22 protein-coding genes and 2 tRNA genes are annotated in these 25,588 nt (G+C 44.0%); 13 read left to right on the top strand and 11 right to left on the bottom strand.

Going from position 1 to position 25,588, the window contains the following annotated elements; all coding sequences use genetic code 11:
• The first annotated feature begins 9 nt into the window (after positions 1 to 9).
• From glk to ACYQ05_RS03810, 9 genes are read left to right on the top strand one after another with little or no spacing between them, the layout of a single operon-like run.
• Positions 10 to 981, top strand: coding sequence for a glucokinase (gene glk / locus ACYQ05_RS03850; RefSeq protein ID WP_459818497.1), 972 nt, complete (start codon positions 10 to 12; stop codon positions 979 to 981).
• Positions 982 to 994: 13 nt separating this feature from the next.
• On the top strand, positions 995 to 2,263 hold the full coding sequence (gene glgC / locus ACYQ05_RS03845) for a glucose-1-phosphate adenylyltransferase (RefSeq protein WP_459818496.1): 1,269 nt from the start codon (positions 995 to 997) through the stop codon (positions 2,261 to 2,263).
• 9 nt (positions 2,264 to 2,272) lie between these two features.
• Positions 2,273 to 4,009, top strand: coding sequence for a glycoside hydrolase family 57 protein (locus ACYQ05_RS03840; RefSeq protein ID WP_459818495.1), 1,737 nt, complete (start codon positions 2,273 to 2,275; stop codon positions 4,007 to 4,009).
• Positions 4,006 to 5,406, top strand: a complete 1,401-nt coding sequence (gene malQ, locus ACYQ05_RS03835; protein WP_459818493.1) for a 4-alpha-glucanotransferase — start codon at positions 4,006 to 4,008, stop codon at positions 5,404 to 5,406. Before ACYQ05_RS03840 ends, malQ begins: the two co-directional genes overlap by 4 nt.
• A gap of 9 nt (positions 5,407 to 5,415) precedes the next feature.
• A complete protein-coding gene (glgB, locus tag ACYQ05_RS03830; RefSeq protein WP_459818491.1) occupies positions 5,416 to 7,602 on the top strand; it encodes a 1,4-alpha-glucan branching protein GlgB in 2,187 nt (728 codons plus the stop codon).
• A gap of 15 nt (positions 7,603 to 7,617) precedes the next feature.
• Positions 7,618 to 9,090: a glycogen synthase GlgA gene (gene glgA / locus ACYQ05_RS03825; RefSeq protein WP_459818489.1), complete on the top strand. Its 1,473-nt coding sequence runs from the start codon at positions 7,618 to 7,620 to the stop codon at positions 9,088 to 9,090.
• A 1-nt stretch (position 9,091) separates the two neighbouring features.
• Positions 9,092 to 11,587, top strand: a complete 2,496-nt coding sequence (locus ACYQ05_RS03820) for a glycogen/starch/alpha-glucan phosphorylase (protein WP_459818487.1) — start codon at positions 9,092 to 9,094, stop codon at positions 11,585 to 11,587.
• Between the two features lie 42 nt (positions 11,588 to 11,629).
• The gene (locus tag ACYQ05_RS03815; RefSeq protein ID WP_459818485.1) at positions 11,630 to 13,009 is read left to right on the top strand and encodes a YcjX family protein; all 1,380 of its coding nucleotides are present in this window, start codon (positions 11,630 to 11,632) and stop codon (positions 13,007 to 13,009) included.
• Between the two features lie 12 nt (positions 13,010 to 13,021).
• Positions 13,022 to 13,924, top strand: a complete 903-nt coding sequence (locus ACYQ05_RS03810; protein WP_459818483.1) for a DUF697 domain-containing protein — start codon at positions 13,022 to 13,024, stop codon at positions 13,922 to 13,924.
• Between the two features lie 4 nt (positions 13,925 to 13,928).
• Here the strand turns inward: ACYQ05_RS03810 and ACYQ05_RS03805 are convergent.
• Both ACYQ05_RS03805 and ACYQ05_RS03800 read right to left on the bottom strand, forming a co-directional pair.
• Positions 13,929 to 14,005: transfer RNA gene (locus ACYQ05_RS03805), tRNA-Val, on the bottom strand.
• A gap of 8 nt (positions 14,006 to 14,013) precedes the next feature.
• Positions 14,014 to 14,100 (bottom strand) — tRNA-Leu (locus tag ACYQ05_RS03800).
• A gap of 164 nt (positions 14,101 to 14,264) precedes the next feature.
• On the opposite strand from ACYQ05_RS03800, the gene ACYQ05_RS03795 reads away from it, so the two are divergent.
• Genes ACYQ05_RS03795 through ACYQ05_RS03785 form a run of 3 tightly spaced genes read left to right on the top strand, consistent with a single transcriptional unit; the run spans position 14,265 to position 15,718 of the window.
• Positions 14,265 to 14,960 carry a class I SAM-dependent methyltransferase gene (locus tag ACYQ05_RS03795; RefSeq protein WP_459818481.1) on the top strand — a complete coding sequence of 232 codons (696 nt, stop codon included), beginning with the start codon at positions 14,265 to 14,267 and terminating at the stop codon, positions 14,958 to 14,960.
• A 3-nt stretch (positions 14,961 to 14,963) separates the two neighbouring features.
• On the top strand, positions 14,964 to 15,245 hold the full coding sequence (locus ACYQ05_RS03790) for a peptidylprolyl isomerase (RefSeq protein WP_459818479.1): 282 nt from the start codon (positions 14,964 to 14,966) through the stop codon (positions 15,243 to 15,245).
• A gap of 26 nt (positions 15,246 to 15,271) precedes the next feature.
• Positions 15,272 to 15,718: a host attachment protein gene (locus tag ACYQ05_RS03785; RefSeq protein ID WP_459818477.1), complete on the top strand. Its 447-nt coding sequence runs from the start codon at positions 15,272 to 15,274 to the stop codon at positions 15,716 to 15,718.
• 47 nt (positions 15,719 to 15,765) lie between these two features.
• On the opposite strand, the gene ACYQ05_RS03780 is transcribed toward ACYQ05_RS03785, so the two are convergent.
• Entirely contained in the window at positions 15,766 to 16,641 is an 876-nt protein-coding gene (locus ACYQ05_RS03780) for a 3'-5' exonuclease (protein ID WP_459818475.1), read from the bottom strand.
• Between the two features lie 47 nt (positions 16,642 to 16,688).
• Positions 16,689 to 18,419 carry a bifunctional ornithine lipid synthase OlsF gene (olsF, locus tag ACYQ05_RS03775; RefSeq protein ID WP_459818473.1) on the bottom strand — a complete coding sequence of 577 codons (1,731 nt, stop codon included), beginning with the start codon at positions 18,417 to 18,419 and terminating at the stop codon, positions 16,689 to 16,691.
• Between the two features lie 150 nt (positions 18,420 to 18,569).
• On the opposite strand from olsF, the gene ACYQ05_RS03770 reads away from it, so the two are divergent.
• A complete protein-coding gene (locus ACYQ05_RS03770; RefSeq protein ID WP_459818471.1) occupies positions 18,570 to 20,153 on the top strand; it encodes a peptide chain release factor 3 in 1,584 nt (527 codons plus the stop codon).
• On the opposite strand, the gene mgtE is transcribed toward ACYQ05_RS03770, so the two are convergent.
• From mgtE to ACYQ05_RS03735, 7 genes are all read right to left on the bottom strand, one after another.
• Complete coding sequence (gene mgtE, locus ACYQ05_RS03765) at positions 20,150 to 21,514, bottom strand: magnesium transporter (protein ID WP_459818470.1); 1,365 nt, start codon at positions 21,512 to 21,514, stop codon at positions 20,150 to 20,152. The genes ACYQ05_RS03770 and mgtE overlap by 4 nt on opposite strands.
• Before the next feature lie 77 nt (positions 21,515 to 21,591).
• The gene (gene hpf / locus ACYQ05_RS03760) at positions 21,592 to 21,930 is read right to left on the bottom strand and encodes a ribosome hibernation-promoting factor, HPF/YfiA family (RefSeq protein WP_459818468.1); all 339 of its coding nucleotides are present in this window, start codon (positions 21,928 to 21,930) and stop codon (positions 21,592 to 21,594) included.
• Between the two features lie 197 nt (positions 21,931 to 22,127).
• On the bottom strand, positions 22,128 to 22,850 hold the full coding sequence (gene lptB / locus ACYQ05_RS03755; protein ID WP_459818466.1) for an LPS export ABC transporter ATP-binding protein: 723 nt from the start codon (positions 22,848 to 22,850) through the stop codon (positions 22,128 to 22,130).
• A gap of 5 nt (positions 22,851 to 22,855) precedes the next feature.
• Entirely contained in the window at positions 22,856 to 23,386 is a 531-nt protein-coding gene (gene lptA / locus ACYQ05_RS03750) for a lipopolysaccharide transport periplasmic protein LptA (RefSeq protein ID WP_459818464.1), read from the bottom strand.
• Positions 23,386 to 23,979 carry an LPS export ABC transporter periplasmic protein LptC gene (gene lptC, locus ACYQ05_RS03745; RefSeq protein WP_459818462.1) on the bottom strand — a complete coding sequence of 198 codons (594 nt, stop codon included), beginning with the start codon at positions 23,977 to 23,979 and terminating at the stop codon, positions 23,386 to 23,388. The genes lptA and lptC overlap by 1 nt, the downstream gene beginning before the upstream one ends.
• A complete protein-coding gene (locus tag ACYQ05_RS03740; protein WP_459818460.1) occupies positions 23,976 to 24,512 on the bottom strand; it encodes a KdsC family phosphatase in 537 nt (178 codons plus the stop codon). Before ACYQ05_RS03740 ends, lptC begins: the two co-directional genes overlap by 4 nt.
• 17 nt (positions 24,513 to 24,529) lie before the next feature.
• Positions 24,530 to 25,519: a calcium/sodium antiporter gene (locus ACYQ05_RS03735; protein ID WP_459818458.1), complete on the bottom strand. Its 990-nt coding sequence runs from the start codon at positions 25,517 to 25,519 to the stop codon at positions 24,530 to 24,532.
• Positions 25,520 to 25,588 lie beyond the last annotated feature (69 nt).

Here is a 25,588-nt window from a genome sequence, read left to right as displayed (position 1 = left end):
GAGCCTTTTATGGGCAGGTTATTAGTGGGGGATGTCGGTGCGACCAAAGTGTTGCTTTCGGCCTATGAGGTTGAAGCCGATCTCCCGCTGGCTCAAAAACGCTATCTCAGCGCAGATTTTCCTTCCTTAACCGCACTGATTCAAACCTTTCAACAAACCTTTTCTTTACCCCATTTTGACATTGCTTGTTTGGGGCTTCCCGGACCTGTGACTTCAAGTAGAGTTCATTTAACTAATTTACCTTGGGTCGTCGATGCTGAGGCTTTAGCGGCGACTTGTCATATTGACCAGGTGATGTTAGAGAATGACTTTACCGCTGCCGCTTGGGGACTTAACCTTTTGTCTGTCGAAGAAATGCGCTGTTTACAGGTTGGTAAGCAAGAGGTAAAGGGGAATCGTCTGATTGTCGGCGCTGGAACGGGATTGGGCGTAGCGCCCATTAAAAATTGCGACGGCAACTGGATTCCCGAAGCCTCAGAAGGCGGGCATATGGATTTTGCGCCTGCGAATGCGCAGCAGTTTGAGCTACTACAAGTCTTAGAAAATCAATGGACGCATGTCTCTTATGAGCGGCTTCTTTCTGGGAAAGGTCTGGAACGTCTGTATGCCTTTTACCACGCCAAAAATCTGGGCGAGCGGCCTGCTTTATTAAAGACGGTGAAGACTGCGCAACAGGTGCATGTGCAAGCGAATGCAGGTGAACCCATTGCACAGCAAGCGATGAAAATGTTTGTCGAAATTTATGGCGCCTACATTGGAAATCTTGCTCTTTTTTGGTCGGCTAAAGCGGGTATTTATATTGCAGGTGGGATTGCGCCTAAGATTTATGATTGGTTACAGCAACCCTATTTTAAGCAAGCGATGACCGCCAAAGGTCGACTTTCGAATTGGGTGCAATCGATGCCGGTGTACTTGGTGATGAGTGAGGAGATCGGTTTGTTAGGGGCCTATTATTTGGCTAAACAAAAATTTAACAGATAAAAACGGGGGTGGCATGAAGTATTATCGTGATATGAAAACAGAGAGTGATTTAACCAAAAATACTTTGGCGTTGGTGTTGGCAGGCGGTGAAGGAAGCCGATTAAAAGATTTAACCAAATGGCGTGCAAAGCCGGCTGTCCCATTTGGGGGTAAATACCGAATCATCGATTTTGTACTTTCCAATTGTGTCAATTCAGGCATCCGCAAAATTGGCGTTTTGACCCAGTATAAGGCACACTCTTTAATTCGACATATCCAGCGCGCATGGTCTTTTATGCGTTATGAAGTGGGAGAGTTTGTAGAGCTGCTGCCTGCTCAGCAGCGAGTGGATAAAGAGTGGTATCGAGGCACTGCAGACGCTTTATTTCAAAATTTGGATATCTTACGCCGCCATACACCAGAGTATGTGCTCGTCCTAGGAGGGGACCATATTTATTCAATGGATTACAGCAAAATGCTGCTGGCACATGTGGATTCGGGTGCGGATGTGACCATTGGTTGTATTGAAGTCTCCATTGAAGAGGCGAAAGGTTTTGGGGTAATGTCAGTCGATCAGGATTTGACCATTACGAAATTTACCGAGAAGCCCGATCAACCGGATACGCTGCCCAATCAACCCGATAAGGCATTGGCATCGATGGGCATCTATGTTTTTTCAAGGGAATTTCTGTTTCAAAAGTTGATTGAAGATTACGATAATCCCAATTCAACCCATGATTTTGGTAAGGATATTATTCCTTCCCTAATTAATGAGTGCCGAGTAAAAGCTTATCCCTTTGTGAATGAACACGGAGAGCAGGCCTACTGGCGAGATGTGGGCACTATTGAGTCCTATTGGAAAGCCAATCTGGATTTGTGCAGTATTGTGCCGCAGTTGAACTTGTATGACAGTAATTGGCCGATTTGGACCTATCAAGCACAGATGCCGCCAGCGAGATTTACTTTTGATGATGAAGGGCGTCGAGGTGAGGCCATCGACTCCATGGTGGCCGGTGGCTGTATCATTTCTGGTGCGCGTATTAAGCGTTCAGTGGTATCAAGTGGCAGTCGTGTTCATAGTTACAGTTTAATTAAAGATTCCGTCTTGTTGCCTAAGGTTCAAGTCGGTAGGCACTGTCGTATTCAAAATGCAGTGATTGATAAGGGGGCCGTGATTCCCGATGGGATGGTGATTGGTGAAGATCCTGAAGCGGATGCGCAAAATTTTTATGTGGAACCCAGTTCGGGAATTGTTTTAGTGACATCAGAGATGTTGGGGCAACGGTTACATTTTGTACGCTAAGGATAATGGATGAAAAACAAACAGCTTAAATTGGTGATCTGTTGGCATATGCACCAACCGCATTATCGAGATGGTTTAGATGGCCTTTATCGTTTGCCTTGGGTCTATCTGCATGCCATTAAAGATTACACCGATATGGCAGCGCATTTAGAAAATACCCCCAAGGCAAAAGTGGTGGTGAATTTCACGCCTGTACTGTTAGAGCAGATAGAGGATTATGCGCAGCAAATGCGCGCTTGGCTGAATTCAGGTCAAGAAATGTGTGACCCTTTACTGAATTGGGTCAGCGGCGCCACGGCCATCACCCCTGACTATGGACAACGCTTGGAGATTGTGCAAGCTTGCCAAAAAGCGTTTGCCCCTACCATGATTGATCCTTATCCGGCTTTTAAAAGCCTGGTGAAGATGGCTCAGTGCGATAATGAGATTCCTTTTAAGGATTTTAAAGCACTGGTCTATTTTAATGATCAGTATTTTATCGATCTGTTAATGTGGTATCACTTGGCATGGATGGGCACCAGTTTGCGTTTGACAGATCAGAGAGTGGCGGCGCTCATTCAAAAAGGGAGTTTAGGCGCGCATTTTTCAGCGAAAGATCAGCGAACCGTCATTGAGGTGATGGCCGATGCTTTGGAAGGGCTGATTCCCCGCTACCGTGCCTTAATGGAAACAGGCCAGATTGAAATTTCCATGTCTCCCTATAGTCATCCGATGATTCCGCTGCTAATTGACTTTAAGGCGATGAAGGATGCGATGCCTTATGCACCGATGCCATCAAGCCCTTATTACCCGGGTGGAAAGAAACGTGCACAATGGCAGTTGGAGAAAGGTTTTGAAGTTTTTCAACACTATTTTGGCACCCTACCTAAAGGGGTGTGGCTATCGGAAGGTGGCGTGAGTAGTGAAGCGGTGGCGTTATTAGATCAATATGGCATTCAGTGGACAGCTTCTGGTGAAGGGGTCTGGCGACACTCTTGTGAAGCTTCCCATTTAGATAATCATGACATCTCTTCTAAAAGAGCACTTTATCAGCCGTTCCAGCATGCAGAACAAAAGTGCGCCCTGTTTTTTAGAGATGATGGCTTGTCCGATTTAATCGGATTTCAATACAAGACGTGGAATGCAGAGGATGCAGTTAATAATTTTATAAGCCATCTACACAATATTGCTGATTTTCTAGGCGAACAGGTGGAACAGCATGTGGTGTCGGTGATTCTTGATGGGGAGAATGCTTGGGAGTATTATCCAGAGAACGGTTACCATTTTTTGAGTACTTTTTATGCCAAACTGGCAAAAGATCCAAGAATTAAAATGACCACCTTTGCTGAGGCTTTGGCAGAGCAGGTGCCTTTAAGAGCTTTACCGGTGTTGAGGGCAGGCAGTTGGGTGTATGGCTCTTTTTCGACTTGGATTGGTGAGCCGCATAAAAATGCGGGTTGGGATCTGTTGGTTGAAGCCAAACAAACCTATGATCAAGTGGTCGCTTCTGGGAAATTGACCGATGAACAAAAAACGGCAGCCACTGGGCAATTGGCCATTTGTGAAAGTTCAGATTGGTTCTGGTGGTTGGGCGATTATAATCCAGCCAGTAGTGTGCAGGATTTTGAGGCGCTGTACCGCCGACATCTACAAAAACTCTATCAGTTATTAGAGGCCCCCGTCCCGGATTCTTTGCATACGCCTTTGTCTAAAGGCGGCGGAGACATGGAAAATGGTGGCGTCATGCAAAGAGGGGTGTCTGAATGAAGCGAACCAGGCAAGCGGGCGTTTTAATGCATATCACCTCACTTCCGAATAACAGTGGGTTGGGTAAGTTGGATGAAGCGGCCTGGCGATTTTTAGACTGGATGGTGGCATCAGGTTTGAGTGTTTGGCAAATGTTGCCGCTGACCCAGCCAGCGCAAGGGTTATCGCCTTATCAAAGTCTGTCCGCATTCGCCATGAATCCTGCACTTTTACCGGATAATTGGCAGCAGCAACTAGACAAAGCGGCTTATGAGCAGTTTTTAAACCATCCCCCCCATTGGCTCCATGATTATGCACTGTTTATCGCTTTAAGAGAAACCTTTCAATGCCAACCCTGGTCAGATTGGCCAGAGGCCTATAAAAAACGGGATCCGCAAGCGCTTGCCGAGTTTGCACAACAGCATCAATCTCGAATAACTTTGTTAAAACAACAGCAGTTTATGCTGGATCAGCTATGGCAGCAATTGAAAGCCGATGCTCACGCCAAAGGTATTCAGCTGTTTGGGGATATGCCAATGTTTGTGGCTTATGACAGTGCGGATGTATGGGTGAATCCCGATCAATTTAAATTGGATGATGCGCTTAAACCGAGCGTGGTGGCAGGGGTCCCCCCTGATTACTTTTCCAAAACGGGTCAATATTGGGGTAATCCGCTTTATCATTGGGAAGTGATGGCCGAGACGGGATTCGATTGGTGGATCAAACGTTTTGCGCAGATGATGGCACAGTTTGATTATATTCGTTTTGATCACTTTCGCGGATTGGTGGCTTGCTGGGAGATTGATGCTCAAGAGAAAACGGCTGAACACGGCCATTGGCAGCCTGTGCCAGGTAAAGAGTTGCTCTCTGTATTACATCAACGGTTTCCAGAGATGAAACTGGTGGCAGAAGATTTGGGGGAAATTACGCCAGAAGTGAAAGCGTTAAAAGAGGCGTTTCATTTACCAGGCATGTCGGTGTTACAGTTTGGGTTTGAAGGGGATCCTCAGCAGAATCCAAATAGTTTGCAGTCGCAAGTGGAGAATTCTGTCGTCTATACCGGTACCCATGATAATGATACCACTTTAGGTTGGTGGAACCAATTAGAAGAACAAGCTCGGCAAAAAGTGACTGCGGCCTTAGCGGATTATCAGTTTGCCGGCGAGATGCCTTGGCCCATGATCGCTGCGGCTATGGCTTCGCCAGCCTTTATGATGATCGCTCCGATGCAAGATTATTTAGGATTGGGGACTGAGGCGAGAATGAATGTTCCAGGGACTTGCGAAGGGAATTGGGCTTGGCAACTAGATTGGCAAGACCTTCCAGAACATTTATCGAACCGAATTAAACACTTAACTGAGATCTATCATCGAGAGGGGCCGATGGCACCCAAAATATCCGCCTTGAGTGGCACATAAAGAGAAACTATGCAACGATCTGAACAAAAATTGAAATCACACCTAGAGCGCTTACAAACAGGCACCCACCATGATCCTTTTCAGGTGTTGGGTTGGCATCAGGTGGGCGACCACTGGGAGATCCGAGTTTGGTTGCCCACTGCTGAGCAGGCAACTGTAGCACATACGCATAAATTAACACGCATTGAGGGCACAGCGCTTTTTGTGGCCAAAATCAAACCAACAGATAAAAAAACGATGCCTCAACATTATTCAGTACAGTGGATAGAGGCTGATGGCAGCAGCCATGAAGTGATTTCGCCTTATACTTTTTTGCCGACGGTGGGTGAATTGGATTTGCACCTCTTTCAAGAAGGTCGTCACTGGCAAATTTATGAAGTGCTCGGTGCGCACTATAAATCCATTGATGGTATTGCAGGTGTGCAGTTTGGCGTGTGGGCTCCCGCAGCCAGCCGCGTTTCAGTGGTCGGTGACTTTAATGGTTGGCATGGTTTGCGTCATCCGATGCGAACAGTCGGTGGTGGGGTTTGGGAGTTGTTTATTCCGGGGCTTCAACCTGGAGATCTCTATAAATTTGAAATTCGTAATGCACATACGGGGCATTGTTTGGTTAAAACGGATCCCTATGCGCAATGGATGGAACTGCGTCCCAAGACGGCCAGCGTGGTTTACCACTCGGATTATGAATGGGGGGATGAGGCGTGGTTGACTGAACGCGCCAAGGATCAATGGGCCATATCCCCGCTGAATATTTATGAAGTCCATTTAGGCTCTTGGCAGAGAGCTGACGATGGCAGTTTTTTGAATTATCGCGAGATTGCCCATCGTCTGGTCGAGTATGTGAAATGGATGGGCTTTTCTCATATTGAGCTCTTGCCGATTACAGAGCATCCGTTGGATCAATCTTGGGGATATCAAACCACTGGCTATTATGCTCCAACCTCTCGTTTCGGTACGCCAGATGATTTTCGTTATTTCGTTGATCATTGTCATCAAAATGGTATTGGCGTGTATTTGGATTGGGTGCCGGCGCATTTTCCAAAAGATGAATTTGCTTTAGCTCGATTCGATGGTTCCGCTCTTTATGAGCATGAAGATCCTAGACAGGGCGAGCATCAAGATTGGGGGACTTATATTTTTAATTATGGGCGCAATGAAGTGCGCAATTTTTTGATTGCCAATGCCCTTTACTGGATAAAAAAGTTTCATATCGATGGTCTAAGAGTGGATGCGGTTGCCTCTATGCTCTATTTGGATTATTCGCGGGAACCTGGGCAATGGATCCCCAATCAATATGGCGGACGAGAGAATTTGGAAGCCATGGAATTTTTGAAAATCTTAAATACAGAGGTGCATGGTCAGTGTGTCGGCAGTGTGATGATGGCAGAAGAGTCGACTTCTTGGCCCATGGTTTCACGCCCAACCTGGATGGGCGGATTAGGGTTTTCCATGAAATGGAACATGGGATGGATGAATGACACCTTAAGTTATTTTGAGAAAGATCCCATTTATCGTCCATATCACCATAATGAACTGACTTTTAGTCAGATGTATGCGTATTCAGAAAATTTTATCCTGCCCTTATCGCATGATGAAGTGGTACATATGAAAGGCTCTTTAGTCAATAAAATGCCAGGTGATTTGTGGCAAAAAATGGCGAATCTCAGGCTCCTGTTTGGCTATCAAATGGCAAGTCCAGGTAAGAAACTCCTATTTATGGGGGGAGAGTTTGCTCAATATGAAGAGTGGTCAGAAGCACGAGCTTTAGATTGGTATTTATGTGATCAGCCCGAAAATCGGGGGGTTCAATTATGGGCCCGTGAGATCAACCATTTTTATCAAGCCCATCCAGCACTGCATCAAAGAGATTTTGAACCCAGTGGATTTGAATGGATTGATTGCCATGATTATGAACAATCGATTTTGAGTTTTAGGCGCCTCGCAGAGGATGAAACCTTAATCTGTATTTGTAATTTTACCCCAGTGCCCCATGAGCACTATCGTATTGGCGTTCCTGAGGCGGGCGTTTATCGAGAGCTGTTAAATTCCGATGCCGAATGCTATGGGGGGGCCAATATGGGCAACCCTGATGGGGTTTCTACACAAGAGATTGCTTGGATGAGCCACCCATATTCTGTTGAATTAACTTTACCGCCTTTAGCCATCATTGTGCTTAAACGGGTCGACAATGTTTAAAGAGAGTCAATCAAGATGAAGATTTTATTTGCTACTTCCGAAGCTTATCCTTTAATTAAAACAGGTGGATTAGGGGATGTTTCAGGCAGTCTGCCCAGTGCTTATGCGAAACTGGGTCATTCCGTTAAGTTAATCATGCCCGCCTATGGAGATGTTTGGGAAAAGGTTAAAGAGGTCAAAGCGCTGACAGACTTTAAAGTGGGGGGATGTCATCGAGAATACCATGTCCGGCTTTTTAAAGCTAAGGCAAAAGGGTTAAATGTACCTGTTTGGTTAGTGGATATTCCTGAACTTTACAAGCGTCCTGGCAATCCTTACTTGTCCCCTGAAGGGGATGATTGGTGGGATAATGGTGAGCGATTCGGCGTCTTTGCTAAAGCGGTGACTGAAGTGGCAATGGGACGTGTTGGCTTAGAATGGCAGCCGGATTTGGTGCATAGTAATGATTGGCAGACCGGTTTGGTGCCTGCACTGCTCTCTTTGGAAGCCCAACGTCCAAAAACCCTATTTACCATTCATAATATGGCCTATGCGGGGCTTTTTCCAAAATCGTTGTTTGAGTGTTTATGGTTGCCTTGGGAGTGGTGGAATCCTGAAGGGGTAGAGTTTTATGGCAATCTCTCAATGTTGAAAGCAGGCATTCTCTATGCCGACTGGGTGACAACCGTGAGTCCCACTTATGCGCGTGAAATCTGTCTGCCTGAATATGGTTATGGTTTAGAAGGGGTATTATGTAAACGCCATGCAGAAGGGCGTTTGGTGGGGATTTTGAATGGCATTGATACCGAGATTTGGAATCCTAAAAATGACCCTTACATTAAACGCCATTATGATGTGGACAAGGGGCGTGTCGCCGCTAAAAAAGTGAATAAAAAAGATTTACTCGATTTTTGGGATTTAACAGAAGAGGAAGCTGCCTCAGAAGCGCCGGTTGTGGGGTTTGTTGGGCGGCTTGTTTTACAAAAAGGGATCGATTTACTGTTAGAAGCATTGCCAGAGTTGATTAAACAGACCTCTGCTCGATTTATTATTGTCGGTTCTGGAGATGCGGGTTATGAATATGCTCTGAATGAATTGGCCCATCGCTATCCAGGACGAGTCATGGTTTATATTGGTTATTCTGAAGCCTTGGCACATAAGGTGGAAGCAGGAGCAGATCTGTTTTTAATGCCCTCACGCTTTGAGCCTTGTGGCTTGAACCAAATGTACAGCTTAGTGTATGGCACTTTACCGATTGTGCATCACACGGGCGGTTTGGCAGATACGGTTGTCAACGCCACTGAAGAGAATATTAAAAATGGAACGGCGACCGGTTTTGTTTTTTATGACCCCTCTGTCCACGCATTAAATTCGACCTTGCTTCATGCGTTATTTATTCTGGGTAAAAAAAGAACCTTTCAAAAGATTCAAAAAACCGCAATGAAACAGGATTTTAGTTGGAAGAAAAGTGCTAAGCAGTATTTAACCCTGTTTAAAGAAGGAATTTAAAATGTCTAAGAAAAAAGAAACAAAGCTTGCGCAACAAATCTCGAAATGCCAAGAAGGTCTGGGTTTGTCCAAAAATAATATTGAAAATGATTTTGTTCATTATTTATATGCGTTTCTTGGACGCAGTGTTGAGGATAAGCCTGAGTATCAATTTCAATCAATGGCTTATACCGTGCGCGATCGACTGGTCAAAAATTGGAAAGGGACGTGGAAAGCCTACCATCAAACGGATTACAAAAAAGCCTACTACCTCTCCATGGAATTTTTGATTGGCCGCTCTTTAACCAATAACCTGCTGAACCTGGGGATAGAAAATGAAGTAGAGGATGCACTCTATGAGTTGGGCTTATCCCTAGAAGAGGTTGAAGAAGCAGAAAAAGATGCAGGACTGGGTAATGGAGGCTTAGGGCGATTAGCGGCTTGTTTTATGGACTCTTGTGCGACTCTGCAACTGCCTGTATTAGGGTATGGTTTGCGTTATGAGTATGGCATGTTCAAACAACGCATTCAAAATGGTTATCAAGTTGAAGAGCCTGATCATTGGCTCGCTTTTGGTGCTTTTCCCTGGGAAATTCAGCGAATGGAGTATGCCCGCAAAATTAAGTTTGGGGGACATACACATCAATTTACGGATTCGCAAACTGGCAAACTGACAGTGTTATGGGAAGAGACGGAAAATGTGATTGCCATGCCTTTTGATGTCCCAATTCCCGGTTATAAAAATAATACCGTCAATACGTTACGACTCTGGTCAGCCATTTCCGAAGAAGGGTTTAATCTGCTTGAGTTTAATGCCGGTTCTTATTTTGAAGCGATTGCCAAAGAGGCCGAGGCAGAAAATATCACCAAAGTGCTCTATCCAAATGATACCAGCGAAAATGGTAAAGAGTTGCGGTTGAAGCAGCAGTATTTTTTGGTTTCTGCTTCATTACAGGACGTGGTGGCGCAATGGGATGAGCGATACCAAGGCGATTTTAGTCGCTTTGAAGCGTGTAATGTTTTTCAGTTAAATGATACGCATCCGAGTTTGGCGGTGGCGGAATTGATGCGCATTTTCCTAGATGACTATCATATGGATTGGGAAGCGTCTTGGGAAATTGTTTTGCACTGTATGGCTTATACCAACCACACGCTGTTGCCCGAAGCGCTAGAACGTTGGCCAGTGGCGCTTTTCCAAAGACTTCTACCGCGACTGTTAGAGATTATTTACGAAATCAATCGACGTTTTCTCAAAGAAGTTTCCATGAAGTGGCCAGGAGAGAGGGAACGCTATCAGCGTATGTCATTAATTGATGAAACAAATCATGTCCGTATGGCGTATTTGGCGATCGTGGGCAGCTTCTCTGTTAATGGTGTCTCTGCACTTCATTCTCAACTGCTAAAAGAGGATCTATTTCATGACTTTTATGAACTGTGGCCCGAGCGTTTTAACAATAAAACCAATGGGGTGACTCAACGACGTTGGCTTGCAGGGTGTAATCCAGGATTACGTGCGCTATTAAATGAAAAAATTGGAGAAGGGTGGATAACAGACCTTGCGCAACTGAGTAAACTAGAAGCTTATGCAGAAGATCCCGCTTTTCAGCAAGCCTGGCGAGCCATTAAGCGTGAAAATAAAGAACGGTTGGCGGCTTTGGTAGAGAAAACGACGGGGGTGGTTTTTGATGTAGATTCCCTGTTTGATGTGCAAGTGAAGCGCATTCATGAATATAAGCGTCAATTGTTAAATGTTTTGCATGTGATTCGTCTCTATTTGAAGATTAAAAAGGGGGAGACCGATCATTGGACCAATCGCTGTGTTTTGATTGGCGGTAAAGCTGCGCCTGGATATCAAATGGCGAAAAAAATCATTAAATTAATCAATAATGTTGCGGATATTATCAACAATGATCATGAAGTTGGTGATAAGTTGAAACTGGTTTTTATTCCCAACTACCGAGTGTCCGTCATGGAGGTCATTTGTCCAGGAGCAGATCTGTCTGAACAGATTTCAACTGCTGGAAAAGAAGCTTCAGGTACGGGTAATATGAAATTCATGATGAATGGAGCCGTGACCATAGGGACTTTAGATGGCGCCAATATTGAAATTCTCGAAGCAGTTGGAGAAGAGAACTTCTTTCTGTTTGGTTTAAAAAAGGAGGAAGTGGAGGCCTTAAGACCTCAGTATCAGCCGCAGGACTATATTGATAATGATGAAGAACTCAAGGCGGTTATGGCGCTTTTAGAGTCGGGACACTTTAATCAATTTGAACCCCATATTTTTGATGATGTGCTTCATGCCCTTAAATCCCCTCACGACCCTTGGATGGTTTTGGCAGATTTTCGTAGCTATGTCGATGCACAAGAAAAAGCCGCGTTACTCTATCAAGATACAGACCATTGGGCGAAGATGAGTATTATTAATGCGGCAAGAAGTGGTCTGTTTTCAACCGATCGAACCATTAGTGAGTATAACCAGGATATCTGGCAGTTAACACCTGTTAAAACCAATGGATAAAGCTTGCTTATTGTTTCGTAGAGACATCGTCAGGAAGTCTGTTTGAAGGCCTTATTCAATAAAGTTGAACAAGGCTTTAGCCGTTTAGTCAATGAAGGGGCAGAGCAGTTAGACGCACTGCTCCGCCGAGAGTCACATGACATTATTATCACCGGCCTAAGTCGCAGTGGTAAAACGATGTTTTTTACCACACTGATGTCGTTACTCGGGCAAAGAGTCAACCAGACCATAGACCCTCTGCCACTGTTAAAAGCTTTGCCGCAACCGCTTATAGAGTCTTTTGAGCTCCGTCCCATTCCAGGGGAACCCCTTTTCCCGCTAGATCAATGTCTTAACCAGTTGCAAAATGGGCAATGGCCATCTTCAACGGATCAGATTTATGGCTTTGAATTAGTGATTCAACTCAAGCAGACGCATCCCCTGAAAAGAGTTTTTACGTCTTCTTCAGAAATGGTGTTTCGCTTTTATGATTATCCGGGTGAATTGTTGACGGATTTACCTATGTTGCAAATGGATTTTATTGAATGGTCCAATACCGCTTGGTCACAGCAGTGCAATCCACCCCAAAAATTTTATGCACAGGATTGGCAAGCATGGGTTGCCAATTTTGATTTTGATCGTGCGCCGACTGAAGATTCGATCAATCTCTATATTGAAGCCTACAGAGACTATTTAAAAACGGCTAAATCCTATGGCATCACCCTCTTGCAACCTGGAACGCTACTGGTGGAGACGCCCGTTTGGGATTGGCAGAAGCAAGGTTTTGCCCCTTTGCCGAGTCACATTAGCAGTGACCCGAGCCATCCTTGGACCCAATGTTTTCAGCAACACTATCAAAACTTTCAGCAAGATTGGTTGCGTCCGTTACAAGAAAACTACTTCTCAAAGGCCGATAAACAGATCATTTTGCTGGATCTGCATGAAGGTCTAAGCCACAGCCGGGCGCATCTAGCGCAACTTAAAGAGACGCTGAGTAATTTAGCGAACAGCTTTGTCTATGGTGCGAATAAGTGGTATAAGCCGAAAATTTTATTCGGAGAACAGATTAGCAAAGTAGCTTTTGTGGCAACAAAAGTAGATTTGATTCCAACAGTTGAGCACGATCATTTAATGCAGTTGTTACAAGATTTGACTTCAGGTGTGCGTTGTCATCTTAAAGCGCAACAGGTCGAATTTCAGCACTTTTTACTTTCAGCCATACAAGTGACGGATCCCGGTGAGCACCCTAACTGTTTAAGGTTCACGGATGAAGCAGGGCAATATCAAGAGTGGTGCTTCGATCCCATTCCCAATACCCTAAAGGCGTTAGAGGACAATCATATTTATCCTGCGATAAAAGCGGCAGTGCCCAAAGATGTGCTGGCAAGAATGAATCATGCACAAGGCATTGATAAACTAATGGATTATATCATCCAATCTTAAAAAGGCATGACCATGGACAGACCACCGTATGAAGCACGCGTTCAGAAAAAAGTATTAAATCAACCGCAACCTGAAATAGAGACACCTAAAGATTCAAACCTATCTCCCCCAGAGATGCCATTGCAGGCGCCCAAGTCTACGTTAAGTGGCTGGCTAAAATTTATCGGTTTTGCGCTGTTTGTTTTAATGAGTTTTTCTTTGCTCCAAGCTTATTTAACCCTTGTTCACTTATGGAAAACAGATCCCATTTTATCTATCGGTTTGGGAAGTTTGTTAGTGGGGTTGGTCTTAGGATTATTTTTTCTGATTTATCGTGAAATGAAAGGGGTGATGACCTTAAAAGCCATTGCGCATAAGCCTTTTACTTTAGAAGAATTAAAGACCATAGGTGATAAAGAGGTGATTTTAAAAAAACTTGCCCAATACTATACGCATGCTGAGCGTCAAAGTCCTGCTTATCAACACTATCAACGCTTTCTAAAAATGATTAAGCCTCATCATTCGGCTGAAGAAGTGCTACAAATCTATCAAGAAAAGGTGCGGATGCCTATTTTGAAGCAGGCTCAATCCACTTTAAAACAAGAAAATATACGCGCAGGTGCCATTGCCTTTTTAAGTCCCAATGCGCTGATTCAAACTTTAGGCCTCTTATGGGTGAGTTTACGTACCCTTAAAAATATTGCGTTTGTCTATGGCGTGCGACCAAGTCTCATTGGAAATTTTAGTTTATTTGGCATAGCCTTAGAAAATCTTGCAGCTAGCTCGTTATCCGATTTAGTAAGCGATGAAATTGCTCGACAATTAGGCGGAACACTCGGGGATAAAGTGATTGCAAACTCTGCAGATGCTGTGACCACCGCTATGCTGAATCAACGTTTGGGTAAAGCTCTGATTCGTGCGTTGGATCATAAATAGGAATTGGTACGACCGAGTGGACTCGAACCACCGACCCCCACCATGTCAAGGTGGTGCTCTAACCAACTGAGCTACGGTCGTACAAAGAATGGTACCAGTGGGCGGACTCGAACCGCCACGCTATCACTAGCATCGGATTTTGAATCCGACGTGTCTACCAATTTCACCACACTGGCTCAAAAGAGATGCGTATTATAGAGAGCTTTTAACAGCGTGTCAAATCCATCAAACAAGAAATTTTAATTTGTGTAGTTTTTTCTCTTTTCCTGCGAGGCGATGGCTTGAACCAGGACGGGTTTGGTACTATATATCAAAAAGAGAAATAAAGAAGAGAGAGAATATGACACTCGAAAAGACCCAGCAACAGATTTTGAAACATCATGGCGGAGATGGTGCAAAAGCGTGTGAAAGGATAGCGAAAACCTTTGATAAGCGGCATGATGAGGATTTTTGGCGATTTTGGGAAGAGTCGGTTGCTAAGAACTACCAGCCTGGTGATGGCATTCTGGATTTAGGGGCAAGCATTGGTCAATTTGTCGCAGCGTGTGCAACGCGCTACCCTAAATCCACTGTATATGGTATTGAGGCAGCGCCCTATATGTTAGAAGCTCAGTTAGATTTGCCAGAGAATGCTCAAATTTTGGTAGATGATTTACATGATCCGCATGCACCCATTGAGGCGAATAGTTTAGGAATGGTCATGGCGAATATGGTGGTGCATGAATTGACGCAACCTATCAAAATGTTTAAAGCGGCTTATCAATGGTTAAAGCCGGGAGGGCGATTATGCGTGATTGATATCGTGCGCCAACCTTTAGCCGAGTATCTGGCTTACCGTTACCCAGACATTTCACCGTATGATGATCAAACTTCTGTGGAAGATTTGGAAGATGCCTTTGAGCATTTTTTAGAGCATAATCGCTATCATCCAGAAGACATCGTCGCGATGTTAGAGATGGGAGGCTTTGAGATTGTGGCTAATACGCCACAAAAAGTTGGCAGGTTTGTTAGAATTGTGGCTGAGAAAAAGGAGTAAAAAATGGCATTCGCGACCGCAAGACATATTTTAGTAGACAGTGAAGAGAAGTGTTTGGATCTGAAAAAGCAGATTGAAGAAGGGGCCGACTTTGCAGAATTAGCCAAAGCGCATTCTCAATGTCCCTCTGCACGATCTGGAGGGGATTTAGGTCAATTTGGACCTGGAATGATGGTGCCAGAGTTTGACAAAGTCTGTTTTTCTGCTCCGGTTGGAGAAGTCCAAGGGCCAGTTAAAACGGCTTTTGGCTATCATTTAGTGGAAGTGACTGAACGTACAGAATAATAAAAAGCAAAAAGAGAGGTAAAAAAATGAAAAAAAGTTGGATTTTAGTTGCAGACAGTGCAAGAGCAAGAATCTTTACCACCAAGTCGCCTACAGCGCCTTTAGAGGAGTTGAAAGATTTAACCCATATCGCTGCCAAAATTCACGATCAGCAGTTGGTGACGGATCTGCCAGGTCGTCATAGTAATGATACAGGAATAGGTGCGCATAATTATGAGCCTAAGGTGTTACCAACAGAAGAAGAGGCCATTATGTTTGCTAAAGAGTTGGCTAAGGAATTAAAGAAAGGGTTTGATAATCATGAATTTGAACAGCTTTATTTGGTGGCACCAGCGCATTTCTTAGGATTGCTGAAAAAAGAGTTGGACAGTAAAATTGCGCGTATTGTGGCGCATACAGAGGCTAAAGATGTGGCCAAAATGTCTGCAGAAGAGATTCGCAAGCGCTTGCCTGAATATCTTCCACAACTGTAAGCATCAAGCACACTTTGCATTTTTTAAGCCCGTTTTAACGGGCTTTTTTATTGGGCGCGAACAGAGAAGGTGTCGGTGGCTTTGAGTTTTATGACTTGGGGATTGGGTGTGCTGTGTTCTATGAGCCAATTGAGCTCTTCTTCTTGAGTGGCGGCAGGTAGGACTTTTTGCCAGACCCTTTCAGTATTATTCCAACGGTAACCGCGTTTTTTGAGATCATCTTTAACATCGAAAGGGGCGCCGGTGGCTTTAATCATAATTTTTGATTGGCGGACACTTTGTAAGAGATAGAAAAAGGCAGGGTGTTGGGGCTCGCCTATCGGTTGGGATAAGAGGTGTGTCAACGCTTGTACATCATCTATGGCTCTATGTGCATCATAGAAGAATTTCCCGACTTTCCAGCAGAGAAATTCTTGGCTGCGTGAGCTCACATGTGCCAGTGCAAACCAGTCAATTTGGCTTGCTGAACAGCCCCAAACTTTTTCAGCAAAAAGCGGATGGTAGCGTTCTAGGATGGGGCGATCAAATCCTGCATTGTGTGCCACAAACAGATCCATATCGTTGAGTTCTGTGACCACTTGTTCCCAAGGAATTTGATGTCCTTTAACTTCTTCTAGTGTGATGCCAGTCACTTGCGTCACTTCTTCTGGGATCCCCCCTTCGGGTTCATTGAGAAAGTTTTGCGTCAATAAAACGCGGTAAAAGTTACCCGCAGAATCAAATTCAATCACTTGGTAGCCAAGTTCAATAATTTCACAATTTTCAGTATCTAACCCTGTGGTTTCTGTATCAATGATGCAGGCTTTAAAGGTTTTGACATTTTGGGGCGAGTGATATTGAGGAATCGGTTTAAAGCGCACAAGGACTTGATAGTCCCCTGTGGCTTCTAAGGCGTGTTTGCAAGCTTCTAATTCAGTATTCATGATTATAATGCATAAAAATAAGCATCATTGTAGCTGAAAGTGCGATTTTAAGAAATAGAAGAGGCAAGATACCGTTGGCGTTTCTTAGGCTTGATCTGATTGAGATCGACAATAATTAAGCCATCTACACAATTATTGAAGTCAGGATCGATACTGAAGTCGATAAATTGCGTGCCGCCTGGTTCACATAGTTCTGCATACTGTTTAAACAGGGTGGGGACCTTAATGCCATACTCTGAAAGCAGAGTGTTCAATTTGGTATAGGCCTCTTTATAATCACCGCTGAATTCAGATTCGGCTAAGGTTTTAACAGTTTTTGAAACTTTAAAAGGTCGTTTGCCCTCTGCCAATTTTTGTGTAGCGCTAAATTGTTGCAAGTAGAAAGCAATAATCAGCTCTTTGGCTTCATGAGGGTAGGCGTCTGAAAGGCTGACAGGACCAAACATATATTGGATATTAGGATGGTGATTAATATAAGCCCCAATTCCATACCAGAGGTAGTCTAGACTGCGTTTGCCCCAGTAGCGCGGTTGAACAAAACTGCGTCCCATTTCCAAAGCGTTAGGCAAAATTGGGTCAAATGCTTCTTTAAGATCAAATAAGGTGTTGGTATAAAGGCCTTCTTTACCTTTCTTTTCGATGATTTTACCCGCTTCTCCCATCCGGTAGGCACCGACTATCTCTAAGTCTTCTTCATCCCAGAGGACGAGATGTTTATAGTCTGCATCATAGGGATCTAAATCTAAAGCACTGCCTGTGCCTTCTTCTACAGTGCGGAAGGTTAATTCACGCAGACGACCGATTTCTCGAATGACGGGGGAATCAGAATCATAATCAAAAAGATAGATCACTTTTCCGTCGGCAGTCTTGCCCAGTAATTCTCCAGCTTTTAAGGCTTGTTTAAGTGCTTTTCGGTCGACAGGGTGGGCGATGGTTTCTTCCACTTTAAATGGCAGTTTTTTGCTTGCTTTTTTGGGTTTATCGAGACGATAGATATGCTTGCGTATCAGCTGTGCGCTTTGTTTGTAATTAAAGCGACTGTTTTGGATAGATTTCCAGGGAATGAGATTGCCCACATGAAAATGGATGGTTTGATTCTGTTTATTGAACATCTCTTTAACCAGCATGAGCGTTCCAAGCGGTTTATAAATAGTCGATAATCCATAAAACAGCGCTGAATTGCGAGCATCGGTATAGATAGGCAAAATGGGGGCTTGAGTTTTTTCAGCAAGTTTTAAAAAGCCTGTTTTCCATTTCCCATCGCGGACGCCTTGGGGACGGATACGAGAGACCTCCCCAGCCGGGAAAATAATCAAGGCTTCGTCGTTTTCTAAAGCTTGAAGCATCGCTTTGAATTGCGATTTGTGGCTGGTTTTTTGAGACATATTGTCCACATCTAAAAAGAGGCCTTGAAAAGGGGTCACCTGATTCAGTAGTTCATTGGCCACAATACGTACATCGGGTCGTATGGATCGAATCAGCTTGAGGAGCGCCAATCCATCTAATGAACCAATGGGATGATTGGAGACAATAATCACCCGCCCTTCTGAGGGAATGTGATTGTAAGAACGGTTGTCAATTTGATAGCTGAAATTAAAATGTTCTAGCGCCTTATCTAAGAAAGCAAATCCTTTGAGATGTTGGTTTTCTAAAATAAATTGATTGATGTCATCTTGGTGTGTCAGCTTTTCTAGTAACTGGATAAGCTGCTTACCACCGATCTTCTTTTCAAAATTTGGAGATTTTTCTAGAATCGTTTTGCGAATATTGATGACCATCTTTTTGTTTGCCGTTCTTATAAATGATTGACTCTTTATTTTTACAAACTTTCATGACAAATGGATGACAGATAAATGTCAGTTGATTGTGTCTCCTTTTATTTGTAGAATGCCCGTTTCTCTCCATATATCTATTAAGGTTTTTAATCCATGTCAAACGGTCCCATTCAGCAAGAAATTACTAAAAGAAGGACTTTTGCGATTATTTCGCATCCAGACGCAGGGAAAACTACCGTCACAGAAAAATTGTTGCTTTATGGAGGCGCGATTCAATTGGCGGGTGCGGTAAAAAGTCGAAAAACGGATCGCCATGCAACCTCAGATTGGATGAAGATGGAGCAAGAAAGGGGCATCTCGGTGGCATCTTCTGTCATGCAGTTTCCCTATAAAGAGGTGATTATCAATCTGCTGGATACGCCAGGGCATGAGGATTTTTCAGAGGACACTTATCGAACCTTGACAGCTGTTGATTCCGCCTTAATGGTGATTGATGTGGCTAAAGGGGTGGAAGAGCGCACCATTAAATTAATGGAAGTCTGCCGATTACGAGATACCCCCATTTTAACCTTTATTAATAAACTGGATCGTGAAGGTCGAGATCCGATCGATTTAATGGATGAGGTAGAGTCAGTCTTAAAAATAGACTGTGCCCCGGTGACTTGGCCAATTGGCATGGGGAAACGCTTTAAGGGCATCTATCACCTGCAGAATGATACAGTACGCCTGTTTGAAAAAGCCGATGGCATTCATGCTGCAGAAGGCAAGCTGATTCAAGGGTTGGACAATCCAGAATTAGATGAGATTTTAGGGGAGCAGGCTGAAGAGCTGCGAGATGAAATCGAGTTGGTTCGAGGGGCCAGTCATGAATTTGATCTTAAACGCTTTTTGTCTGGAGAGTTAACCCCAGTCTTTTTCGGTTCGGCAGTGAACAATTTTGGTCTGCAAGAGCTATTGGATGGCTTTGCCGAGTTTGCCCCACCGCCTGAAGGTCGTGGCGCTAGACAGCGCTTTGTATCAGCCGATGAGCCTCAACTGACCGGTTTTATTTTTAAAATTCAAGCCAATATGGATCCACAGCACCGAGATCGAGTGGCCTTTATGCGGATTGTGTCTGGTAAGTACGAAAAGGGCATGAAGTTAAAACATGTGCGCATAGGTAAAGAGATTCGCGTGGCGAAAGCAATTACTTTTATGGCGAATAAACGCGAGCAGGCGGAAGAGGCGTATGCCGGAGATATTATTGGCTTGCATAATCACGGCACCATCCAAATTGGGGATACCTTTACTGAAGGGGAGGATCTGAAGTTTACCGGTATTCCGAACTTTGCACCTGAATTGTTCCGGCGTGCAGTGTTAAAAGATCCGATGAAGATGAAAGCGCTGCAGAAAGGGTTAAAACAGCTTTCGGAAGAGGGGGCTACCCAGTTGTTCCGTCCCATTGCCAATAATGATTTGATTCTAGGCGCGGTTGGGGTGTTGCAGTTCGAGGTGGTCGCTCAGCGTTTGAAAGATGAATATAATGTGACCTGTCAATTTGAAGCGGTCAATGTCGCCACGGCGCGTTGGGTGATTGGTGAGCCTGAGGAGATTGAGAAATTCTTGGCGAAGGTGCATGAGAATGTGGCCTATGATGCCGCCGATCAATTGGTGTATATTGCACCCACGCGTGTTAATTTACAATTGACCGAAGAGCGCTGGCCCAATTTACAATTTGTGGCGACACGAGAACATTAGTGATGTATCAGTAACCAAGAAGCTAGGCCTAAAAAGACGAAATAGCCGAGTGTATCGGTGACCGTCGTTAGTAACAGTCCTGAAGCCAAAGCGGGGTCAATTTTCATGCGTTCCAAAACGAGTGGAATAATGGTGCCCGCTAAAGCGGCTGCAACAAGGTTAATGATCATTGCTGCTGCAAATATCCCCGCGAGTGAAATATCCTGATAAAGCCAGGCGACTGCGATGCCAGTTAAAATGGCCCAAATCAACCCATTAAGAAAACCGACAGCTAGCTCTTTATAGAGCAGAAGGCGGCTGTTATTAGGCGTTAATTTACCGGTTGCAATGGCGCGAATCACAATGGTGGCAGTTTGTGTGCCGGCGATACCGCCCATACTGGCAATAATCGGCATGAGAACAGCCAAAGCGACGACCTGTTGAATGGTACCGTCAAAGAGGCCAATCACCATGGAAGCGAGAATCGCGGTAATGAGATTAACGCCCAGCCAAAAACTCCGGCTTTTGGCTGACTTAATGGGGGGGGCAAAAAGATCTTCATCCTCATCCAAACCGGCGCTGGCCATTTGTGCATGCTCAGCTTCATCTCGAATGACATCTACCACGTCATCTACGGTGATGCGCCCAATCAATTTGCCACTTTCATCAATTACGGGTGCAGCGATGAGGTCATATTTTTCAAACAGATGCGCCACTTCTTGGGCAGAGGTGTAAGCTTTAATGGAAGGTTGAGACTTATCTACCAGTTTGGCAATAGGGGTGTCTTCATCTTGGGTAAGCAAGTAGGTAATCGGTAATGCGCCAATAAAATGTCCTTCTCGATCGACCACATAAAGCTCATGTATATTTTCGGGAAGTTCGCCTAGTTTACGAAGATAGCGTAAAACGACACCGACAGTCACATCTTCTCGGATGGCGATCACATCGGTGTTCATTAAACCACCGGCGGTATCCTCTGGGTAGCGTAATGCTTGTTCGACTGCAGCCCTTTCCCTTTGATCCAGGGCATCTAGAACTTTTTGTTTTTCATCTCCTTCTAAGGATTGAATCAAATCGGTCAGCTCATCGGTTTCCAGGTCTCCGGCGACCTCGATAATTTCCTCTTGATTCAATCGGTCTAGAAGGCTATTTTTTACTTCATCATTAAGGTGAGCCAACACTTGGCCCTGGAGCTCGGGAGGGAGGTTATCCCAGAGTGCATTTCTTTGAGAAGGTGGGGTGGCTTCTAAAATTTCAGCAATATCTTCTTCGGAAAGCGATTGAATTAGGGATTGAAGTTGAGCCTGATCGCTGTTTTCGAGCGCTTTAAGGAGGTGATCTGTAATTTTTACTTTTTCGCTGGAGAGCAGTTTTTCACTCATAGTCAGAATCCGGTTTGCATAAAAAAGGGCTCTATCTTGAGCCCCTTAATGAGTAGGTGGGTATGTTTTAGGGTATCTTAAGCTTCTTCGACTTCTTCAATCCCATTGATACCACCAGATTTTTGGTGGTGGTCAGTTAATTTTTCTTTATACTTAATAATTTGACGGTCTAATTTATCGACCATAGTATCAATCGCCTCATACATATCATGTGTTTCCGCTTTTGCGAATAAATTTGCACCTGGGACATGAAGCTCTACTTCAGCACGCTGAACTTTATGAGGTTCAACCGTTAAAATCACATTAGCTCTAGTGGCATGATCAAAGTGACGCATTAATTTTTGTAATTTTTCAGTCACATGGTTACGAAGTGCATCTGTAATTTCAATGTGATGTCCAGTAATATTGATTTGCATATTTTTCTCCTTATTAAATCCCACCTATAATATTCATAATGTTTTTATAGGGATGACTGTCCGAAACTCAAGCGCTCATCGAGTTGTGTTTTTTTATGCTAATGAGTGCAATATTGAGCCCATTTTTGAATCCACAAGATTCTTTCGTTTCAGTATATCATGCTTAGAAGAGTGTGGACAGGCGAAGGGAAGAGAAATTACTGAAAGTCTTCGCCTAAATAAACTTGTCGAACTTTGGTATCTTGTAAAATCGTCTCAGGGGTGCCTTTTGCCAAGATCGTGCCTGCATGAAGAATATAGGCGGTATCGCAAACCCCGAGCGTTTCTCTCACATTGTGATCGGTTATCAGGATGCCAATCTTTTTCTTTTTTAAGTGACGGATAATGGCTTGAATGTCTTTCACCGAAATAGGGTCTACGCCGGCAAAAGGTTCATCCAGTAAGATAAATTTGGGTTCCATTGCCAGTGCACGCGCAATTTCTACGCGCCGTCGCTCGCCACCAGAGAGGGCTTGGCCTAGTTGGGTGGTAATGTGTCCTATTTGGAGGTCATCAATCAGCGCTTCATATTTTTGCGCTCTTTGATCACGAGACAGTTCAGGCCGCATTTCTAAAATGGCCATAATATTCTCTTTGACGGTAAGTTTACGGAAAACAGAAGCCTCTTGTGGCAGATAACCAATCCCTTTTTTGGCTCTTTCATGGATGGGAAGTGTAGAAATCTCTTCATCATTGAGATAAATCTCACCTGCATCATTGGTGACTAACCCCATCATCATATAAAAGGTGGTGGTTTTTCCTGCGCCATTGGGCCCTAGGAGACCGACTACTTGACCACTGAAAACATCAATGTCAACGGATGTGACTACAGTGCGTTTTTTGTAGGCTTTAGCCAAGCCTCTTGCATAGAAATGTGCCATTAGGGTTACTGTTTCTCTGTCGTTTCAGGTTGCAGGATCACATGGATGCGAGATTTTTCTTGCTCAGTTGCGTGCGCCTGTAGTGTTTGCTGATTCATGTCATAAATGAGTTCAGGTCCGGAAATTTGGTTGCTGTTACCCTGTTGGAAAAAAGCTTGACCGATCAGGCGTATTTTTTTACTGGTGGCCCAATAAATAATGATTTGGGCGTGGCCTTGGTTCCATTTTTTTTCAGTTGGGAGATATTTTTTAAAATAAGCGGGACGACCATACACCTCTACTTTTTGAATTTTTTGTTGTGGGTGAAGAATAATGACTTTGTCTCCAGTGAGTTTCATGGAGCCTTGCGTCACAATGACGTGACCGGTGTAGATGCTTTTTCCACTTTTTTTGGAAAATTCTAATTGATCTGCTGTGATTTCTATGGGTTTTTGGGCATCTGGATCTTCATTTTCTGCGGACCAAGCGGGGATTTGCCAGAGAGTGATTAAGCTTAAGAGGAGAGTTTGAAAAATGTGTTTGGTTAAACTTTTCATTAGGGGGTACTTTGTTGTTGGGGTTCATAGTAGGTCTTCACAGAGGATTTTAACTGAAACTGCTCCTGTTGAAGATCAGCAGTTAAACCTATCCCAGTGATTTCTATATTGGGTTGCGTTATTCTAGCAAAATTGGGGGCAAATAATAATTGTCGAGAGAGATCATAGATGGCCAGTTCTGTGGTTAGGGTTTGTAAAGGGTCTGTTGGATCACGACGGCTGAGCATTTTAACGTCCCCTTCTAAAGTGAGCAGTTGTTTTTTAGGGGTTTTGATCATGACCCCTTTTTGACTCTCTATATAATGATTTCTATTTGTTGAAATCACCACTATTTGTGGCTGTGTAAAATAAAGGTGTTCCTTTCCCTTTAATTCGGTTTGCGTTGCAGACTGAGCTTGTAGGTAGATTTGTTTGTCTTGTTGAGGATTGATTTGCCAACGGTGGACTTGTGTGATATGCCATTGTGTACGTTCTTCGAGAGCGTGTTCATTAAGAGATGATTTGGAAGAGACGTGTTGCGAAAAGTATTGAAAGAGTCCCAGAAGGAGCATAATGAGTAATAACCAAGGAAGGAGACGCTTTGTCTGGCTCATGACCGAAGAAAAAAGTCCATGTGTTGTTGCCAGAGGCTTTGAGATTTGAGGATCAATTCACATAACTCTCTGACGGCGCCCTCTCCGCCTTTGTATTGAGAGATAAAATCGACTCGACTTAACACTTCTGGATCGGCATTGGCCACGGTTGAAGACAGCCCAACACGGGTAAGAATGGGTAGGTCTAAAATATCATCGCCCATATAGGCAATTTCATCCATTTCGAGCCCCAGTTGTTCCACCAATTTGAGAAAGGTCGGGAGTTTGTCGGGGACGCCTTGATAGAGATGGGCGACTTTTAAATCTTGCATTCGTCGTTTAACGAGTTCGGATTTTCTACCGGTAATAATGCCAATTTCAATGCCGCTTTTTTGTAGTAAGACCATACCGTGGCCGTCTCGAGTGTGAAAACTTTTATATTCTACGCCATTGTCACCATAAAAAAGCTTGTTGTCGGTTAATACACCATCCACATCCAGTAAAAGCAGTTTAATTTGACGTGCTTTAGTTTGCAGTTCTGGCGAATAGTTCATAATTATGGTCTCAAAAATTAGGCTGAAACAGTACGATAATATAAAAAGAGAAGATAGGCAATATAGGAGGCGAGTAAAATCGCCCCTTCAATACGTGTAATGACCGCTAAGTTTTTTCTGGGGATCGCCACCAGCAGCATGACTAGGGTTAAAGCAAGCATAATAGGATAGTCTAGGAGTAAGATTGAATCATTAATTTTACCGGGTGCGATGAGGGCTGGCATGGCCATGACGGCTAACAGATTGAAAAGGTTAGACCCTAAAATATTACCGATCATTAGATCCGCTTCATTTTTGCGTGCTGCAGTGATTGAAGCGGCTAATTCCGGCAGGCTGGTACCGATGGCAATAATCGTCAAACCAATAATGGTTTCTGAAACACCAAAAAAATGTGCAATTTCAACCGCACCCCAAACCATCATTTTGGCACTGAGCATAAGTACAATGAGGCCTAAGAGCAAATAGGTGATGGATTGTCTAAGGGTGAGCTTAGGGATTTCATTCAGCTCTTGTTCGATTTCCTGTTCCATGGGATCGGATTTAGCCTGTGGGCTGCTGTTGGTTTTAACCATCCAAAACATTGTTCCCACAAGGGTGATCAAGAGAATAATGCCATCAATTCGGTCTAGATCATCATCGATAATTAATAAAATGCTGGCCGTGCTGATAAGGAGAAGTAAGGGAAGTTCATGTTTCAGAATAGACGACTTGACGGCAATGGGGGCGATAAGAGCTGCGCTTCCTAACACTAAACCAATATTGGCGATATTTGATCCGACGACATTGCCAATGGCCAGTCCAGGGCTACCATCTAAGGAAGCTAAGATAGAGACAATGATCTCTGGTGCAGAGGTCCCAAAACCCAATACGACGACCCCGATAATGAGGGGGGCAATATTTAAATGAACAGCAGTGCTGGCTGCACCTTCAATGAAGTAATCTGAGCTTTTTACCAGTAAAAAAAGGCCAATGACCAGTCCAATGGCTGGTAAGATCAATTCGGTCATAAAGGTTCCATTCGTCATGTATAATTTTGAAAAGTTTTTGATCTGCTTTTTATAAAATCAAAAAATGAT

Source organism: Galenea microaerophila (assembly GCF_054657255.1).
This window is presented reverse-complemented; position numbering and strand designations above follow the sequence as displayed.